This is a genomic window from Spirosoma gilvum (genome assembly GCF_054776815.1).
The window spans coordinates 410,549-425,514 of the sequence record NZ_BAAHBH010000002.1; the positions used below are offsets into that span (position 1 = coordinate 410,549).

The 14,966-nt window shown below is 48.4% G+C and carries 17 protein-coding genes; 11 read left to right on the forward strand and 6 right to left on the reverse strand.

What is annotated here, in order from left to right:
- The first annotated feature begins 92 nt into the window (after window positions 1-92).
- Window positions 93-446, forward strand: coding sequence for a hypothetical protein (locus tag ACYVFD_RS06490; protein WP_461088968.1), 354 nt, complete (start codon window positions 93-95; stop codon window positions 444-446).
- Window positions 447-456: 10 nt separating this feature from the next.
- Window positions 457-1,218, forward strand: a complete 762-nt coding sequence (locus tag ACYVFD_RS06495) for a hypothetical protein (RefSeq protein ID WP_461088969.1) — start codon at window positions 457-459, stop codon at window positions 1,216-1,218.
- A 38-nt stretch (window positions 1,219-1,256) separates the two neighbouring features.
- Here ACYVFD_RS06495 and ACYVFD_RS06500 read toward each other — a convergent pair whose 3' ends face one another.
- The 3 genes from ACYVFD_RS06500 to ACYVFD_RS06510 form a co-directional block, all read right to left on the reverse strand.
- Window positions 1,257-2,111: a glycosyltransferase family 2 protein gene (locus ACYVFD_RS06500; protein ID WP_461088970.1), complete on the reverse strand. Its 855-nt coding sequence runs from the start codon at window positions 2,109-2,111 to the stop codon at window positions 1,257-1,259.
- Window positions 2,112-2,161: 50 nt separating this feature from the next.
- Window positions 2,162-2,533 carry a hypothetical protein gene (locus tag ACYVFD_RS06505; RefSeq protein ID WP_461088971.1) on the reverse strand — a complete coding sequence of 124 codons (372 nt, stop codon included), beginning with the start codon at window positions 2,531-2,533 and terminating at the stop codon, window positions 2,162-2,164.
- 109 nt (window positions 2,534-2,642) lie between these two features.
- A complete protein-coding gene (locus tag ACYVFD_RS06510) occupies window positions 2,643-3,545 on the reverse strand; it encodes an SDR family oxidoreductase (protein WP_461088972.1) in 903 nt (300 codons plus the stop codon).
- Window positions 3,546-3,747: 202 nt separating this feature from the next.
- On the opposite strand from ACYVFD_RS06510, the gene ACYVFD_RS06515 reads away from it, so the two are divergent.
- The 5 genes from ACYVFD_RS06515 to arsB all read left to right on the forward strand — a co-directional run bounded on the left by ACYVFD_RS06515 (window position 3,748) and on the right by arsB (window position 7,038).
- A complete protein-coding gene (locus ACYVFD_RS06515) occupies window positions 3,748-4,077 on the forward strand; it encodes an ArsR/SmtB family transcription factor (protein ID WP_461088973.1) in 330 nt (109 codons plus the stop codon).
- Between the two features lie 78 nt (window positions 4,078-4,155).
- The gene (locus tag ACYVFD_RS06520) at window positions 4,156-5,043 is read left to right on the forward strand and encodes an arsenite methyltransferase (protein ID WP_461088974.1); all 888 of its coding nucleotides are present in this window, start codon (window positions 4,156-4,158) and stop codon (window positions 5,041-5,043) included.
- 25 nt (window positions 5,044-5,068) lie between these two features.
- A complete protein-coding gene (locus ACYVFD_RS06525; protein ID WP_461088975.1) occupies window positions 5,069-5,494 on the forward strand; it encodes an arsenate reductase ArsC in 426 nt (141 codons plus the stop codon).
- 3 nt (window positions 5,495-5,497) lie between these two features.
- Window positions 5,498-5,932: an arsenic resistance N-acetyltransferase ArsN2 gene (arsN2, locus tag ACYVFD_RS06530; protein WP_461088976.1), complete on the forward strand. Its 435-nt coding sequence runs from the start codon at window positions 5,498-5,500 to the stop codon at window positions 5,930-5,932.
- A gap of 11 nt (window positions 5,933-5,943) precedes the next feature.
- A complete protein-coding gene (gene arsB, locus ACYVFD_RS06535; RefSeq protein WP_461088977.1) occupies window positions 5,944-7,038 on the forward strand; it encodes an ACR3 family arsenite efflux transporter in 1,095 nt (364 codons plus the stop codon).
- Between the two features lie 91 nt (window positions 7,039-7,129).
- On the opposite strand, the gene ACYVFD_RS06540 is transcribed toward arsB, so the two are convergent.
- The gene (locus tag ACYVFD_RS06540) at window positions 7,130-8,110 is read right to left on the reverse strand and encodes a bile acid:sodium symporter family protein (RefSeq protein WP_461088978.1); all 981 of its coding nucleotides are present in this window, start codon (window positions 8,108-8,110) and stop codon (window positions 7,130-7,132) included.
- Between the two features lie 126 nt (window positions 8,111-8,236).
- Window positions 8,237-9,178 (reverse strand): Ppx/GppA phosphatase family protein, encoded by a 942-nt coding sequence (locus ACYVFD_RS06545; protein WP_461088979.1) that lies wholly within the window; start codon window positions 9,176-9,178, stop codon window positions 8,237-8,239.
- 56 nt (window positions 9,179-9,234) lie between these two features.
- On the opposite strand from ACYVFD_RS06545, the gene rpsU reads away from it, so the two are divergent.
- The 4 genes from rpsU (at window position 9,235) to ACYVFD_RS06565 (ending at window position 14,145) form a co-directional block, all read left to right on the forward strand.
- The gene (gene rpsU / locus ACYVFD_RS06550; RefSeq protein WP_012924721.1) at window positions 9,235-9,432 is read left to right on the forward strand and encodes a 30S ribosomal protein S21; all 198 of its coding nucleotides are present in this window, start codon (window positions 9,235-9,237) and stop codon (window positions 9,430-9,432) included.
- 255 nt (window positions 9,433-9,687) lie between these two features.
- Window positions 9,688-10,584, forward strand: coding sequence for a tyrosine-type recombinase/integrase (locus ACYVFD_RS06555; protein WP_461088980.1), 897 nt, complete (start codon window positions 9,688-9,690; stop codon window positions 10,582-10,584).
- A 129-nt stretch (window positions 10,585-10,713) separates the two neighbouring features.
- Window positions 10,714-13,389: a GH116 family glycosyl-hydrolase gene (locus tag ACYVFD_RS06560; protein WP_461088981.1), complete on the forward strand. Its 2,676-nt coding sequence runs from the start codon at window positions 10,714-10,716 to the stop codon at window positions 13,387-13,389.
- A 39-nt stretch (window positions 13,390-13,428) separates the two neighbouring features.
- Window positions 13,429-14,145, forward strand: a complete 717-nt coding sequence (locus ACYVFD_RS06565) for a DUF1028 domain-containing protein (RefSeq protein WP_461088982.1) — start codon at window positions 13,429-13,431, stop codon at window positions 14,143-14,145.
- Between the two features lie 115 nt (window positions 14,146-14,260).
- On the opposite strand, the gene ACYVFD_RS06570 is transcribed toward ACYVFD_RS06565, so the two are convergent.
- The gene (locus ACYVFD_RS06570; RefSeq protein ID WP_461088983.1) at window positions 14,261-14,941 is read right to left on the reverse strand and encodes a 3-keto-disaccharide hydrolase; all 681 of its coding nucleotides are present in this window, start codon (window positions 14,939-14,941) and stop codon (window positions 14,261-14,263) included.
- Window positions 14,942-14,966: the final 25 nt, after the last annotated feature.

The following is a 14,966-nucleotide window of genomic DNA, read 5'->3' on the forward strand; positions in this document are numbered from 1 at the left end:
AAAAACGGGATTCCGTTGCCTCATCAAAACCAGGAATTTTGGGGAAGGAGTATCGGCTGATTGGTTGAAGTTCTACCAAAACGAAGCATCTCATGAACCAATCCATCATCCAGCGTTATCCCCATCCCGACGATGCGGACCCATCTGTGAAGTACGATCCAGAAAATAGTGAATCGTTAGCCCAGACGAGGAAAGGCCAAAGTCCCGTCAGTAGTAGCCCTTGTGAAACACCCTATGAGGGAAGCCATGCCGATAATTATGACCCAGATCAGTCGCCAGACCGAAGCGTTACCGAGGATGGCCCAAGTGGCGAAAACACCCGGAATAACGGTGCAAAGGGCGGTGGCTTATGGACCAGTGGAGGAAAAATCACGACGGGGACGCCGTACCACGATGAAGATGACAATCTGGACAAAAATGAGCCCAAACTAGCCGAAGAAAATTAATAGTATCTGTATGAAAGCAATCAATTTACTTCTTCTCGGGGGCAGTTTGCTGGCCTGTTCAACGCAGGACCGAGAAGGCCAGCAGACAGGTGCCGCAGCCGGTCTTGGCGATAACTATGTTGCCCGGCGTGTATCGGGCGTATGGCTACTCAGCACAGATTATCATTATCGGGAACGATGCAATTATTTACCCGAAGAGTTTATCCGTAATCTCTTCCACTTGGGCGACCAGGTAGAGTTAACCCGGTATACTGAACTGAACAGTTGTGAATTACGCTGGGGGGGTAACAAAATTGGTTTTTACCTGGAAAGTGAGAAACCGTTCGAATCGACCTACCAATCGGAATATTATTTCAACAAGTTGTTTGAACCCAAAGCAAATCAGGCCGCTGACCAGCAGGCAACGGCCGAACCTGCCCTCTCGGGGCCAGCGCCGGAAGGAACCAATGCCGAAACACCCGCCAGTACGACGGTGGCCTCTTCCAAACAGGATTCCACGCGAGGTGCCGACCCTAATTCGCCTATACAGGGAATAACCAAGCAGACACCTCCCATTGCTAGTCCAGCCCATGATACCCCTACCGGCGAAGCGGTTTCGCAAGTAGGTGACAAAGCTATCTGGGAGCCAGGTAAAAAAACGTTACATGTGCTACACAACAATCATGTCTTTAGCGTGGTAGCACAGATGCCAGGCAACCAGGCTAGCCTAAAACAGGGCGCTATCAGTCTGGCAAAACTGGTGGTTGAGAGCCTTAATGATACCACGGATTAACAGGTAGTTCGCTCCTGTCTTCTGAAGCCTGCGGTGATTTAGTAAAAACTTTCAATCTTAAGGATCTGCTCTTCAATGCGCTGGGGAACAACCTGGCGCTGCCGTAGAATATAAGGAGCATTTCGCAAAGCCTCCCAAAAACCTTTTCGGATATGGCAGTCCTTGCCGATTTGCTGAAGAATCAGTAAGGTATGACGAAGAGCATAATAAACTGGTCTTCGAAGCCAGTAATACCACAAGGTATCGCGGGTGATATGGCGAGTTCGCTGGGCCACATTTCGTTGGGGCGACGGGTAGTGATGGGCAACCATATCGGCTGCATACGCTAAACTCCAGCCTTTCGTACGCATGTCTACAGAAAATAGGCGCTCTTCACCCGCAATGGCGAACCGTTTATGGAAACCACCTATGCTCAGAAACGCTTCCCGGCGTACGACTACTGCACAACACACGAAACCAAGAATGGCAGGGCCAGGCAACGGACGTGGGTCTGTAAGCGGGCTATGGTGCATTGCATAGCAGACGGAATCGACCTCCTGCGTCTCGCCAATCAGCACTTTTCCTGCCAATACTCCTAAATGTGGATACTTGTTAAAATAATCCACAGCCCGGTCTAAAGCCTCTGGTTGCCAAAAGGAGTCGTCGTCACAGAAAGCAATCAACGGGGTTTTAGCCTCTTTGACTCCTTCATTTCGGGCTGCACAATATTTATTATCGTCAAGTGCCAGCACGGTTACGGCGGGATAGGCGGCCTTTACCCGATTGGGTGTATCATCCGTTGAGGCATTGTCAACGACAATAATGGCCGGTTTTTGCGGGAGACGGATGAGCTTGTCGAGTGTCCATAATAATGTCTCGATCCGATTACGGGTAACAATCACAATGCTAATCATGCTTTACTACCTTGTTTCGATCAGATATGGTTAATTCGCAGACGGCCGGGTTAGGGCTGCTGGCTAAAGACGAGCTTAACGGAATCGTTCCGAAGAATCATTCCCTTTAGTTCTTTTTGAACCTGATAAACGGCTTGATCAATGGACAGGCTATCGTCCTTCAGCATCCAGCTAAAAGGAGTGTCATTGGAGAGCATTCCCGTTTGAATATGAAGAATGCCTTTCCCGTCTTCGCTAAACTGATAAATCGCCTTCGAATTACGAAGAGCGGCTACCTGCATGCTATCAAGTGCTCGGGTTGAATCGATATTATATGTTGCCTGGAAACGCTTATTAATGAAATCCAGATCACGAACAGTTGATTGGCAACCGGTAAATACGGCAATGGTGAACAGGCAATAAATACGGGATGAATTCAGCATAGTATGATTGATGATTATAGCATGGAGCAATGCCATTGAGCAATCCTTTACAAAACAGCCGTTACCTACGGGAAGCAACGGCTGTCCAGCCTTGGGCCATTCCATGGGATTAGATGCTTGGCGTACCTCCTGTGACCTGTACAGTACTACCCGTCATGTAGCTAGAGTCGTCGCTGGCGAGTAATACGTAAGCTGCAGCCAGTTCGGCAGGTTGACCCGCTCGTTTAAGTGGAACGTCCTGACCGAAGTTTTTGACTTTTTCGGGTGGCATCGTCGAAGGAATTAAGGGCGTCCAGATGGGCCCCGGTGCTACACAGTTTACCCGAATTCCTTTTTCTGCCCACACTTGCGCCAGGTTAGCCGTAAAGTTCTGAATAGCGGCTTTGGTTGCCGCATAATCCAATAAAACGGGACTGGGCTTATACGCATTTATAGAGGTAGTATTGACGACGGTGCTACCAGGCTTGAGGTGCTTTTCGGCTGCTTTGCAGAGGTAAAACATCGAAAAGATGTTGGTCCGGAAGGTTCGGTCTAGCTGCTCGCTGGAGATATCCTGCAATGAATGCTGGGCCATCTGAAAGGCGGCATTGTTAACCAGAATGTCTAGTCCGCCTAGTTCATCTACAGCCCGTTGAATGAGCTGCTGGCAGTACGATTCCTGACTAATGTCGCCCGGAATCAGGATGGCTTTTCGACCTGCTTCTTCTACATAGCGCGCTGTTTGCTGCGCGTCCTCATCCTCATTCAGATAGGCAATCACCACATCGGCTCCTTCCCGGGCAAAAGCAATGGCGACTGCCCTGCCGATGCCCGAATCAGCACCGGTAATCAGGGCTTTTCGACCCATTAACTTACCTGAACCTTTGTATGATTGTTCGCCATGATCGGCCAGTGGCTGCATCTGGTTTTCTAGCCCTGGCACAGCCTGCTTCTGATCAGGGAAGGGAGGTTGGGGATATTTATGACTGGGATCCTGAAGCGTTGCCTCGGAGGTGTTCGTCGTTGAGTTCATTCGATTAATCGTAAATTGGATTTTGGTAATGACTCATTACTAACCCACATTGAAGAAGTAGAACGACTATATTCTTCGGCAAATGAGGAAATGGTCCTTATTATTGATAGCTAATACGCTACACCTAATTAACCGTTTGGCTTTTCGAAAAAAATATTCATCGTAATATTGCAATGAATATTTTTTCCATTACCTTTGTCGCATGGGCGTAACAAAAACCGAGATATTCTCAGACGAACAAAACCGCATTGCGGATTTAGCCAAGGCTTTTGCACATCCGGCACGAGTGGCCATTCTGCAATTGCTGGCACAGAAGAAGGCCTGCGTTTGTGGCGATCTGGTCGATGAGCTGCCGTTGGCTCAGGCGACCGTATCCCAGCATTTGAAGGAGCTGAAACGCATTGGCATCATACAGGGTGAGATCAACCCACCTCGTGTTTGCTACTGCATCAATGAAACCGTATGGGAGGAAGCGCGGCAGGTTTTTGGCTCGCTGCTGGATACCTACGTTAGTGCTGCAGCTTGCTGCTAGGGTTTCGGACGGCCGCTGCCGTGGCTATTTTTTTGCTTAAATCAATCGTAATATTACATTAAACCAATTGAATGCTTTATGGAAACTGCCGAACAAATCAAAGAAACCGTGCGCCAGAAATACGGTGCAATTGCTGAACAAACAGATGCTAATGGTTGCTGTGGCCCCACCTCCTGCTGTGACCAATCCAGGCCGGGATTCGAAAACGTATCCAACGTACCGATTGCGATGGCGCAGGATTATCAGGAATTGAAGGGATATGTGGCTGATGCCGATCTGGGATTAGGCTGCGGCTTGCCGACTCAATTTGCCCAGATCAAACCCGGCGATACGGTGGTCGATTTGGGTTCGGGTGCAGGCAACGATTGCTTTGTCGCTCGCGCAGAAACCGGCGAATCGGGTCGCGTCATTGGCCTGGATATGACCCCGTCTATGATCGACCGTGCCCGTAAGAATGCAAAGGCATTAGGCTACAGCAATGTCGAGTTCGTCTATGGCGATATTGAAGACATGCCGTTGCCGGAAAACCTGGCCGATGTGGTGGTGAGCAATTGCGTGATGAACCTGGTTCCCGACAAGCAAAAAGCCTTCGCCGAAACCTTCCGCATTTTAAAGCCCGGCGGCCATTTCAGCATTTCCGATATTGTGTTGCAGGGCGATTTGCCCGAAGGTTTACGGCAGGATGCCGAACTATATGTAGGCTGCGTATCGGGTGCCATCCAGAAGGAAGCTTATTTGCAGCTCGTCAGAGAGAATGGATTTACCGATATACAGGTGCAGAAAGAACGTGAAATTAACCTGCCCGATTCGGTGTTGCAGAATTATCTCTCTGCCGAAGAGATTGCCGAATATCGCCAGGAGGACCAAGGCATCTACAGCGTGACCGTCTTTGCCCGCAAACCTGCGCGCGTTACTGCTGCCAAGCCAGCCGCTACCGCCTGCTGTGGGCCTGATTGCTGCAATTAATCACTCACCTAATCCTATACCAGCTATGAAACGAATTCTGGTTCTTTGCACGGGCAATTCTGCCCGCTCGCAGATGGCCGAGGGCTATCTACAAACCTTCGCCGATAGGTCAGACCACGGTGATCGGGTCGAAGTTTACAGCGCGGGGGTTGCTCCGCACGGTGTCAATCCGTTGGCTATTCAGGTAATGGCTGAAGATGGTATTGATATTTCACACCACACCTCGAACCATGTGGACGAATACACGGACCTGCCGTTCGATTACGTCATTACCGTTTGCGATAATGCCCGCGAGCAATGTCCCTATTTTCCATCTAGTGCCGAGATGATTCATCATAGCTTCCCCGATCCGGCCGGTTCACTGACCTCGTTCCGGCAGGTGCGCGATCTGATCAAAGCGTACAGTTTGGAGTTTGTGCAAAATCACTTAGGCGAATCTATCACCCAATAAGTCATGGCCATTCACATCGAAACTGCCCAGCCCAACGAGAAAGAAACCGTAGTGGCATTGCTAGAGCAGGTGGATCTGCTCACCGAGGATTTGCCGGTAGGCTTGCCTGATTTTATCATTGCTAAAGACGAAGAAACACCCGTTGGCGTAGCCGGTCTGGAATCATTCGGATCGGTGGGCCTGCTGCGTTCGATAGCTGTCGATCCCGCTTACCGGGGTAAGGGCATCGCAGCCCAACTGATTAATCGAATAGTAGCCACCGCCGACTCTGCTCAGTTGAAAGAACTCTACCTGATTACTACCACTGCCGACGGATATTTTACTCGCTATGGCTTTGTGCCAGTGAGCCGGGAAACCGCGCCCGAAGCCATTCGGCAAACCCGTCAGTTCAGTGGCCTTTGTCCTTCATCGGCGATTGTCATGAAACGCACGATTTAAACTACTTTTTCATGAGTGCCCCTCGTTTAACGTTTCTCGACCGCTTTCTGACGCTGTGGATCTTCCTTGCCATGCTGATCGGTGTGGGTATCGGCTACTTTTTCCCACAGTCGCAGGACTTTATTAATGGCTTTAATTCGGGCACTTCGTCGCGTCTGATCGTCAACGTGCCGTTGGCCATCGGGTTGATCCTGATGATGTACCCGCCTTTGGCCAAGGTGAAGTATGAAGAATTGCCGAAAGTGTTTGCCAATACAAAAATCCTGGCTCTTTCGTTGCTACAAAACTGGATTGTTGGGCCGCTGTTGATGTTCGGTCTGGCCGCCATTTTTCTGCCCGATAAGCCCGATTACATGACCGGCCTGATTATGATCGGCATTGCCCGATGCATTGCCATGGTTATCGTATGGAACGATCTGGCAGATGGTGATCGGTTATATGCTGCGGGACTGGTGGCGTTTAACAGCATTTTTCAGGTGCTATTCTACTCCGTCTATGCCTGGTTATTCATTGTGGTGTTTCCACCTCTGTTTGGCTTGCATGGGTATGAGCAGGCGCACCTGGCGGTCAACATTACCATAGGCGAAGTCGCCAAAAGTGTGTTCATTTATCTGGGTATTCCCTTTTTAGCGGGGCTTTTCTCAAGGGTGATCCTTACGCGGTTGTTCAGCCGAACATGGTACGAGCAGACATTTTTGCCTGCCATCAGTCCCCTGACGCTAATTGCCTTACTGTTCACGATTGTGGTCATGTTCAGCCTGAAAGGGCAGCTCATCGTTTCGATCCCGCTCGATGTGGTACGTATCGCTATTCCGCTGTCGATCTATTTTGCCATTATGTTTTTTTCGGCATTCTATCTCTCCAAACGGGCCGGAGCTGATTATGGCAAATCGACGTCGCTTGCCTTTACGGCTGCGGGTAACAATTTTGAATTAGGCATTGCGGTGGCCATCGCTGTATTTGGTATCGATTCAGGAGCGGCTTTTGCTGCTGTGATTGGCCCATTGATCGAAGTACCCGTACTCATTCTGCTCGTCAATTTTGCTCTTAAACAGAAGCACCAGTTTGAACCCAATGACCGAAGGCCCCTGGCAAACCACGTCTGAAAATTGCCCTCTATGGTCAATGATAGATTTTTTGAATGATTGAATAGAGGCCGTAGAACCTATTCAATCATTCAAAATTTTATCATCAAAATTAAACAGAAGCTGGTTCGGTTTTTAGTACCTCTTTAGGTGGGTGTTGGCTCCAGTATGTGGCTAATAATGAGCCATTTGTGTTCATGATGGGGCCGAAAAGGGCAGGGGCCAGGCCAACGGTGGCGACTTTGCCCATCTGTACAGCAATGCCCGATGCCAAACCTCCATTTTGCAGCCCCACTTCAATAGCAACTGTCCGGCAGCTTTGTTCATCCATGCCAAACAATCGGGCTGTCCAGTAGCCCAGCATAAAGCCACTTAGGTTATGAATCAGTACGCAAAAGCCCAGTGTCCAGCCAACGGTTAATAAGCTATCGCGTCCGGCGGCTGCGATGATGGCAACAATCAGAATAATTCCACCCATCGACAGCATCGGCATCACCCGGTTCAGCATGACCGATGATTTATGGAAAACCCGGTTCAGAATCAAGCCGACGATTACAGGCAAAATGACGATCTGCATAATCTCGACCATCATTTTCAGGAATGAAATTTCAATGAACTGACCGGCCAGAAGCTTCATCAGCGCTGGCATCAGAAACGGAGCCAGCAATGTCGAAATGGTAGTGACCGTAATAGACAAAGGCACGTTGGCTTTGGCTATGAAGCACATTACATTCGAGGCCAATCCACTGGGGGAGCAGCCTATCAGGACAACACCAGCCGCAATTTCGGGTGGAAAACTAAACGAGTTAGCCAGGGTGAAACCGAGCAGGGGCATAATGATAAAATGACAAACGACCCCGATAAAAACGGCTTTCGGCTGCTGAATGACGCCCTCAAAATCTTTAATCGACATGGTGGTCCCCATACCCAGCATGATGATTTGCAGCAAAGGAATAATTAACTTCTTAAGCGGAAATCCACCGATGCTGACAAATGGTGCTGGAAAAGCAAACGCCAGTCCGACAAATACAATCAGGAGCGCAGTGAAAATAAGGTTCCGGTACGACGAGCGATCGTTTGTTTCGGCTTTCATTTTGTATTAATAAACAATGCAGAATGCACAATGAATAATGTAAAATGCATAATGTGTTACAAAGCGTAATTACTTGAAAACTTACCTGCTATTCTTCATTACTCATTCTGCATTGTTCATTATCCATTAGTTGTTTATCGAAGCCAGTACCCCTTCTTTCAGTGAATAGGTTGAGGTTTTTATATGGGTGATGTCGTAAGTTTTTAGTACATAGTCGATCAGGCAAACGGCCACCACAATCATATCGACCCGGAGCTCGATCATGCCTGGTATCTGCATCCGCTCCTCGTGAGTTTTTGTAACAAGCAATTCGTAGGAACGATAAAACTCCGGGAGAGGTAATTCGAATGTGGCCTGATTTGGATCGGGTAAATGGCCCTGTTCATGCATAAACCACATATCGACCAGCGTATCGAACGAACCCGACGAGCCGATCAACGCACTCGGCTGGTATTGATGAATGGCATTGGCTAAGGGGAGTAGTTGTTCCTGAAAGTAATTATTCAGGCGACGGATCGTGCCAGGGCTAATTGGGTCGATGCGGTCCGCCGTTCCGGTCATGAAACGCTCACGTAATCGTTGACCACCAATTTCAAAACTTTGTTTCCAGAAGATTCGGGATCGATTGCCCAGAATAAATTCGACGCTTCCGCCACCGATATCAATCACTAAACTTGTTGCATCATCTAAAGCTCCGGCCGCTCGGATGCCCTGATAAATGTAGGCAGCTTCCTGATCGCCCGAAATGACCTGAATTGAAATGCCTGTTTCCTGCCCGATACGGTCGATAAATTCCTGCTGATTGCGGGCTACCCGAATGGCGCTGGTGCCAATCGCAACAACCTGGTCTGGTGTCATGCCAAAGCGATAGAGTACCTGCCGGAAATACGTAAGTACACCCAGTGCCCGACCAATGGCTTCTTCGGTGATGATGCCCTGATTGATACCTGCCTGGCCTATTTTAGCGGGTAAACTTTCCCGAAACAGCGTCCGTTGGACTGAACCGTCCGTTTCGGCAATTAATAGATGAAAAGTATTGGTACCTAAGTCAATAATGGCTTGTTTCATGTCTGCAAATGTATTACCTTTGCCGTCCGATTTTAGCTAAAACACAATATTTACAAATGCTTATTATTAACGTAAAAGACAACGAGTCGATCGACAAAGCCCTGAAACGCTTCAAGAAGAAATTTGAGAAGACGGGCGTGTTGCGGCAGTTGCGGTCGCGGACGGCTTTCCAAAAACCGTCGGTAAAGCGTCGCACCGAAATCATCAAGGCTGCCTACAAAGAGAGAATGTACGGCAACCACACCGAGCAATAGTCGGTGATGTGCAGTTGGAATTGAATCGCTGAATGCGCAGTCAGTCGTTCGAAACCACCAACTAAAGACACGGAAGCAGCAAGCAGGGATGTTTGCTGCTTTTTTTTGACCAGGATTTTTGTGATTTTACTGATTGGTCTGATTATAGTATGTCGAGTGGGTGAATATTTGTGATGTCAGATGGCTTAAAGAAGCGTATAGCTAGTAAAGTTGATATGTTTGTGTAAGCAAAATCAGAGTAATCAATAAAATCACATGAATCCCGGTTCTGACTTCCTCACCCACATTCGGTACGAAAAACGGCTGAGTCATCATACGCTGACGGCTTATGCGAACGATCTGCAACAGTTTAGCGAGTTTCTAAGCACCGAGTGTAATGTCGACCAGCCAGAGCGGGCCGATTTTCGGCACATTCGGTCGTGGATTGTGAGTCTGGTGGAGGGCGATATGGATAAATCGTCGGTGAACCGGAAAATTGCCACCCTGCGGAGCTTCTATGGGTTTTTAGTGCGCCGGAAAGTGATCGATCAGGACCCAATGGCTAAAATTCAGGCACTGAAAGCCAGTAAAAAGCTGCCCCAGTACGTCGAAGAAAAACCGATGGAAACCCTGCTTAGCGAGGTTGAATTCCCCGACACGTTTGAGGGCATACGCGATAAATTGGTGCTGGAGTTGCTGTATGGTACCGGAATTCGATTGAGTGAATTAATTGGGTTAAAAACAGTTGACGTCAATCTGTACGAAAAGACCATTCTGGTGCTGGGAAAGCGCAACAAACACCGTATCGTGCCGCTTACACAGCCTCTGTTTGAGCTCATTCAACAGTACAAGCAGCTCAAAGAGACTGAGTTTTCAGGGCAGGCCGATCAAACGGTTTTGATTGTAAGCGATAAAGGAGTACCCGCTTATCCGGTGCTGATTCAGCGGATTGTAAAGCGACATCTGGAACTGGTAACGACGCTTGAAAAGAAAAGTCCGCACGTATTACGCCATTCGTTTGCCACGCACCTCCTCAATCGGGGGGCTGACCTCAACGCCATCAAAGACTTGCTTGGCCACAGTAGTTTGGCGGCTACCCAGATTTATACGCATACCAGTCTGGAACAACTCAAGAAAACCTACGATCAGGCCCACCCGAAGGCCAAAAAATAACTAATGCCTCCAGAGAAGGCGCCTTTGATACCTATTTGTTGCTCTAACTAACCAACGTCAGAACGAGTAAAGTTGTGATTCGATTGATTTTTTAGCCTATATCTTCAATCGAACGGCTCCCTGACTTGTATGGCAATCAATAAAGTTACCCGTCGCACCTTTGTGAAATCGACTGGCTTGGCGGCAACTGGTTTTCTAACCCAGTTCCCCGATTTATATTCTCCAGTTTTACCGCGCAAAGACAATCCCGATATAACAAAGCCTACACCTGAGTGGATCAAAGCCCTGTACGAACCAGGAGCGCCAACCACATATCGCAAAACGAAAGCTGAGCTTCAATACATCGGCATGCCAGTGGGTGGAATCGGCTGCGGTTGTGTGTATCTGGGGGGCGATGGGCGACTCTGGTTATGGGATGTCTTCAATAAAAATCAGACGGGTGTTATCTACAAAGACATTCCCTGGCACGAGAAAATCCAGAACAATAAGGCAATCCTGCGGCCATTTGACGGAGCGAATTATGTAGAGCCCGTTAAAGATGTTCGACCGGTAGAGCAGGGATTTGCCCTGAAGTTCGATTACAATGGCAAGAGCGTTACGAAACGATTGCTGGCCGACGACTGGGACGACATTGAATTTGAAGCCACTTATCCAATGGCTACCATTCGCTATATGGATAAGACGCTTCCCGTTCAGGTTTCGATACAGGTCTATTCGCCGTTTATTCCGCTGGATGCGGATAATTCGGGATTGCCCGCCACCATTTATTCATTTACGATCACCAATAAAAGTCAGTTGGATATAACGGTGTCGGTGGCGGGCTGGCTTGAGAACAAAGCGGCTATGTACACTGCCAGCGATGATCAATATACCAAATCAAATAAGGCCATTCCGAATGGCGTTTTCAGCAACGTTCTCAATAAAAACTGGGCCGACGATGCCTATTTTTTCAAACCGGATTATGGCAACTTCTGTCTGCTTTCGCTCAACCCGTCTACAATAGTCAATACAGCAGCCACCCTAACGAACGACGCGCTGTTTAGTGCAGAAAATAGTCAGCCTTCTACCAAACGATTTGATGAGCCGTTGTTGGGTTCCGTACGAAATACGACCCAAATCGCTGCTGGTAAAACGGCTGAATTGCATTATGTAGTAAGCTGGTATTTCCCGAATCTGTCGTTTCATTCCATTAAGAATGAGACGAAGCGATATTACGCGAACCAATTCAAATCAGCGGCTGAGGTCTCCATCTATATCCAGCAGAATTTTGACAAACTATCGGGCGGAACCAAAACCTGGTGCCAGACCTGGTATGCGAAGAGTACATTGCCACACTGGTTTTTAGAACGCACGTTACTAAATGTGTCGACCCTGGCAACTACAACCAGCCATCGGTTTTCGTCGGGACGGTTTTATGCGTGGGAGGGCGTAGGTTCCTGTGCCGGTACTTGCACACACGTGTGGCAGTATGCCCAGGCGATGGGTCGATTGTTTCCATCGCTGGAACGGGATACGCGCGAACGGGTCGATCTGGGGGTTGGTTTTCATGAAGATGGGCATATTGGCTTCCGGGCTGAATATGATCAGCAACCCGCCATTGACGGGCAAGCTGGTCGCGTTCTGGGGGTTTATCGGGAGCATCAGATGAGTGCCAACGATGAATTTTTACGTCGAAACTGGCTGAAAACCAAACTAGCTATCGAATACATCCTGAAACAAGACCGGAATGGAAATGGCATGGTCGATTCGCAGCTCGAAAACACGCTGGATGCCAAATGGCCGGGCGAGATTGCCTGGCTGGTGGGTCTTTGTCTGGTAGCCGTAAAAGCGGGCGAACGCATGGCTGAAGAATTGACCGACCTGGAGTTTGCGACAGTTTGCAAAACCTTTTTCGACAAGGGGAAGGCCAATATGGAATCACAACTGTTTAATGGAGAGTATTTTATCCATAAAGCCGATCCAAAATTGGGTAAAACTGTACTAGGTTCGTACGACACCTGCCATATTGACCAGGTGTATGGGCAGTCGTGGGCGTTTCAGGTTGGACTGGGTCGAATCATTGATCAGCAAAAAACTTTATCCGCATTGCGGGCTCTCTGGAAATACAATTTTACAACCGATGTGGGGCCCTACCTGAAAGACCATCATGGCGGGCGGCCTTATGCGTTACCGGGTGAGGGGGGAATGCTGATGAATACCAACCCGACGCAGGAGCCATTGCCTTATGGCGTAAAAGATGCCTGGCAGGTGACCTATTTTCACGAGTGCATGAGTGGGTTTGAACATCAGGTGGCCGGGCATATGATCGCCGAAGGTATGACTGATGAAGGGCTGGCACTGATCCGAACCATCCATGATCGCTACCATGCCGCCAAACGAAATCCGTTCAATGAAGTCGAATGCAGCGACCACTATGCACGGGCTATGGCCAGTTATGGAGCGTTTGTTACGGCCTGTGGCTATGCGTACCACGGCCCCAAAGGTGAAATGGCGTTTGCCCCAAAATGGAATGCTGATAGGTTCATGGCTCCGTTTACGGCTGCCGAAGGATGGGGGACGTACACCCAGCAAAAACAGGGTAAAGGCTATGAGTATCGCCTTGAAGTAGCCTATGGTTCGTTGCAGTTAAAGCAGCTAACGGTTGAGAAAGGTGATGCGAAGCCGGTTAAGAAAGTACTAGCAACACTGGGTGGGCAACCGATTGCCATACAATTAAAACAAACCGCTAAAACCCTCGTCCTGAGCTTCTCTGGTCGGACAAATCTCCAGGCCAAACAACCGTTGATTGTATCGGTACAGGGGTGAACACATATATTGCTCAACAAGTACAAACTTTAGCTATGAATGAATAGGTTGGCCAAACGGCTCTTTCTGACAGGCTTACTACTAACGTGTAGTTTTATACAGGCTTATGCTACGTGGTCTATCATTGTGATTGATCCCAGAACCAAAGAGATTGGTATTGCCGGCGCTTCCTGTACCTACAGTGTGTATGGAATTGGATCAATCGTTCCGGGAAAAGGAGCAGTCATTGTACAGGCCATGAGCAACGGAGCTGCCCGTGCTTTAGGTCGACGGATGATCATGGCCGATGCTCCTCCCGAACAAATCCTGGATGCAATGAAAGATCCAGACTTTGATCCCGAAGAACAACAGTATGCGATTGTCTGTGTCAATTATTATGGCAAGGAATTGACGTATACTGGTAGTGAAGTAACGCCGTTTAAAGGTGCTTTAACGGCAAATGGAATCTCAGTACAGGGCAACACATTGGCTAGTCCTGATGAACTGCAAGCCGTTCTGAATACTGCGCTACAGGCGCAGAAGGAAGGACTTCCTCTGGAAGAGGTGTTGATGCTGGCACTGGAAGCCGGGGCAAAATTAGGTGGTGATAAACGATGCGGTGACCGGAAGGCTTCCAGCGCGTTTCTGACCATTGCCAAACCAGCCGATTCTCCACAGAAACCTTACCTAAATTTGATTGTGTACGGCATCAACAATACGATAAACGCGGTAGAGGTCTTGCGGAAAAAACTGGATGACTGGAAACGTAGAAAATAAGCCAGTTTCTTTATTATTCATGTTCCTTTGCCTTCATTGTCATGGATTGTCATTTGTGGAAATACAACATAATGACCACGAATGACAATCCATGTCGCCAAAGGCAAATCACTACTTATAACTCCCGAATCTGGATATTCCGATACCAGACGCGCTCCTTTGGGCTGTGGTTCTGGAGGGCTATTTTGCCTTTGGCATGAGGTGTTGCATACGGCCAGTTGGCAAACTTACTTTTGGCCACCAGGGCTTTCCAGTTGTCGGAGCCGTATTCGTAATCGACCATTTTTTTACCATTCAGGAAGTGCTCTACATGGTTTTTGTTGACAACGATGCGGCCTTTGTTCCATTCGCCTGGTGCTTTGACTACGTTCATATCGGCTGGGGGAATCATGTCATAATTGGCACCTGTTAGCTGCGTATCTTTCAGCTTATACGGCTTCCCGTCACCGTCCAGATACCCTTTATCGTCGATCACCTGATATTCTGGACCCGACATATACGTTGACTTAATATCCGGGCTATCAATGATTTTATACACAACACCACTATTGCTTCCTTTAGGAATTTTGAACTCAAATTCCAGTTCAAAATTTTCGTATTCCTTATCCGTAACCAGATCGCCACCCGTACCATCAGGAGTCATGGCTCCGTCTTCGACATACCAGCCAACTATCCCATCTTTATGGTAGCTGTGCCAGCCTTTTATCGTTTTTCCGTCAAATAATGAGGTCCATTTTGGGGGAAATGTGAAGGATAATGGACAAAACAGTACACTGAGAAGCAACAGTCGTTTCATGGAGTTTAGCTTTTTTGAGATAAAA

Bases quoted from the DNA above. Each gene is read 5' to 3' on its own strand.
- ACYVFD_RS06490 (WP_461088968.1), top strand. From the start codon at position 93: ATGAACCAATCCATCATCCAGCGTTATCCCCATCCCGACGATGCGGAC.
- ACYVFD_RS06495 (WP_461088969.1), top strand. From the start codon at position 457: ATGAAAGCAATCAATTTACTTCTTCTCGGGGGCAGTTTGCTGGCCTGT.
- ACYVFD_RS06500 (WP_461088970.1), bottom strand. From the start codon at position 2,111: ATGATTAGCATTGTGATTGTTACCCGTAATCGGATCGAGACATTATTA.
- ACYVFD_RS06505 (WP_461088971.1), bottom strand. From the start codon at position 2,533: ATGCTGAATTCATCCCGTATTTATTGCCTGTTCACCATTGCCGTATTT.
- ACYVFD_RS06510 (WP_461088972.1), bottom strand. From the start codon at position 3,545: ATGAACTCAACGACGAACACCTCCGAGGCAACGCTTCAGGATCCCAGT.
- ACYVFD_RS06515 (WP_461088973.1), top strand. From the start codon at position 3,748: ATGGGCGTAACAAAAACCGAGATATTCTCAGACGAACAAAACCGCATT.
- ACYVFD_RS06520 (WP_461088974.1), top strand. From the start codon at position 4,156: ATGGAAACTGCCGAACAAATCAAAGAAACCGTGCGCCAGAAATACGGT.
- ACYVFD_RS06525 (WP_461088975.1), top strand. From the start codon at position 5,069: ATGAAACGAATTCTGGTTCTTTGCACGGGCAATTCTGCCCGCTCGCAG.
- arsN2 (WP_461088976.1), top strand. From the start codon at position 5,498: ATGGCCATTCACATCGAAACTGCCCAGCCCAACGAGAAAGAAACCGTA.
- arsB (WP_461088977.1), top strand. From the start codon at position 5,944: ATGAGTGCCCCTCGTTTAACGTTTCTCGACCGCTTTCTGACGCTGTGG.
- ACYVFD_RS06540 (WP_461088978.1), bottom strand. From the start codon at position 8,110: ATGAAAGCCGAAACAAACGATCGCTCGTCGTACCGGAACCTTATTTTC.
- ACYVFD_RS06545 (WP_461088979.1), bottom strand. From the start codon at position 9,178: ATGAAACAAGCCATTATTGACTTAGGTACCAATACTTTTCATCTATTA.
- rpsU (WP_012924721.1), top strand. From the start codon at position 9,235: ATGCTTATTATTAACGTAAAAGACAACGAGTCGATCGACAAAGCCCTG.
- ACYVFD_RS06555 (WP_461088980.1), top strand. From the start codon at position 9,688: ATGAATCCCGGTTCTGACTTCCTCACCCACATTCGGTACGAAAAACGG.
- ACYVFD_RS06560 (WP_461088981.1), top strand. From the start codon at position 10,714: ATGGCAATCAATAAAGTTACCCGTCGCACCTTTGTGAAATCGACTGGC.
- ACYVFD_RS06565 (WP_461088982.1), top strand. From the start codon at position 13,429: ATGAATAGGTTGGCCAAACGGCTCTTTCTGACAGGCTTACTACTAACG.
- ACYVFD_RS06570 (WP_461088983.1), bottom strand. From the start codon at position 14,941: ATGAAACGACTGTTGCTTCTCAGTGTACTGTTTTGTCCATTATCCTTC.